The organism is Salinicola socius (genome assembly GCF_001937195.1).
Taxonomy (GTDB): domain Bacteria; phylum Pseudomonadota; class Gammaproteobacteria; order Pseudomonadales; family Halomonadaceae; genus Salinicola; species Salinicola socius.
Map to the genome: position 1 here is coordinate 1 of NZ_MSDO01000056.1, position 983 is coordinate 983.

Genomic DNA, 983 nt, shown 5'->3' on the forward strand with positions numbered 1-983 from the left:
AGTGCTGGTCGATTTCCTCGAGGGCGATGCCGACCGGCCGCTGATCACCGGCCGGGTCTACAACGGCGAGCAGAGCCCCGACTGGCACAGCCACGGCCTGCTCTCCGGCTTCAAGAGCAAGACCTATCGCGGCAGCAAGTACAACGAACTCGTCTTCGACGACGCCACCGACCAGGAACGTGTCCGGCTCAACTCCGAAGCCGAGAAGAGCCAGCTCAACCTCGGCTACCTGATCCACCAGACCGGCAACACCCGCGGCGCCTTCCGCGGCACCGGGTTCGAGCTGCGCACCGATGCCTATGGCGCCATCCGCGCCAACCAGGGGCTCTACCTCTCAAGCTGGGGCCAGCTCGGCGCCAGCGGGGACCAGCTCGACCTCACCCCGGCCAGACAGCAGCTCGACAGCGCCTACCACCTCAGCGACAGCCTCAGCCAGAGTGCCCAGGACCACAACGCCGACGCCCTCGAGGCCCGCACAAACCTCAAGCAGGCCGGCGACGACGCCGACGACCGCTACGGCAACAGCGAACAGCTCGTCGATTCACAAGGTCAGGCCAAGCAGGACAGCGCCAGTGGCGCCAGCGACAGTGGCGGCCGGGGCGAAGCGGCGCGGATGAAAGCCCCCTGGCTGCACATGGCCTCGCCGGCCGGCATCACCCTGAGCACGCCGGAATCGACCCACCTGGCCCAGGGCCGGTCGCTGAGTGTCTCCAGCGGCGAAGACGTCAATATCGCCACCGGCAAGAGCCTGGTCGCCTCGATCTCCGAGAAGCTGTCGCTGTTCGTGCAGAAAGCCGGGATCAAGTTGTTCGCGGCCCGGGGCAAGGTGGAGATCCAGGCGCAGTCGGACAATCTGGAAGCCACCGCGCGGCGGGATCTCGGCGTCACCTCAACGGAAGACAAGATCGACTTCGCCGCCGCCGAGGAGATTCTGCTGGTCAGCGGCGGCGCCTACGTGCGTATCAAGGGCGGCAATATCGAGC

At 66.8% G+C, this 983-nt stretch carries 1 protein-coding gene; it reads left to right on the forward strand.

The features are described from left to right. On the forward strand, positions 1–983 hold a 983-nt coding region (locus BTW07_RS18675; RefSeq protein WP_144076992.1), incomplete at both ends, for a DUF2345 domain-containing protein.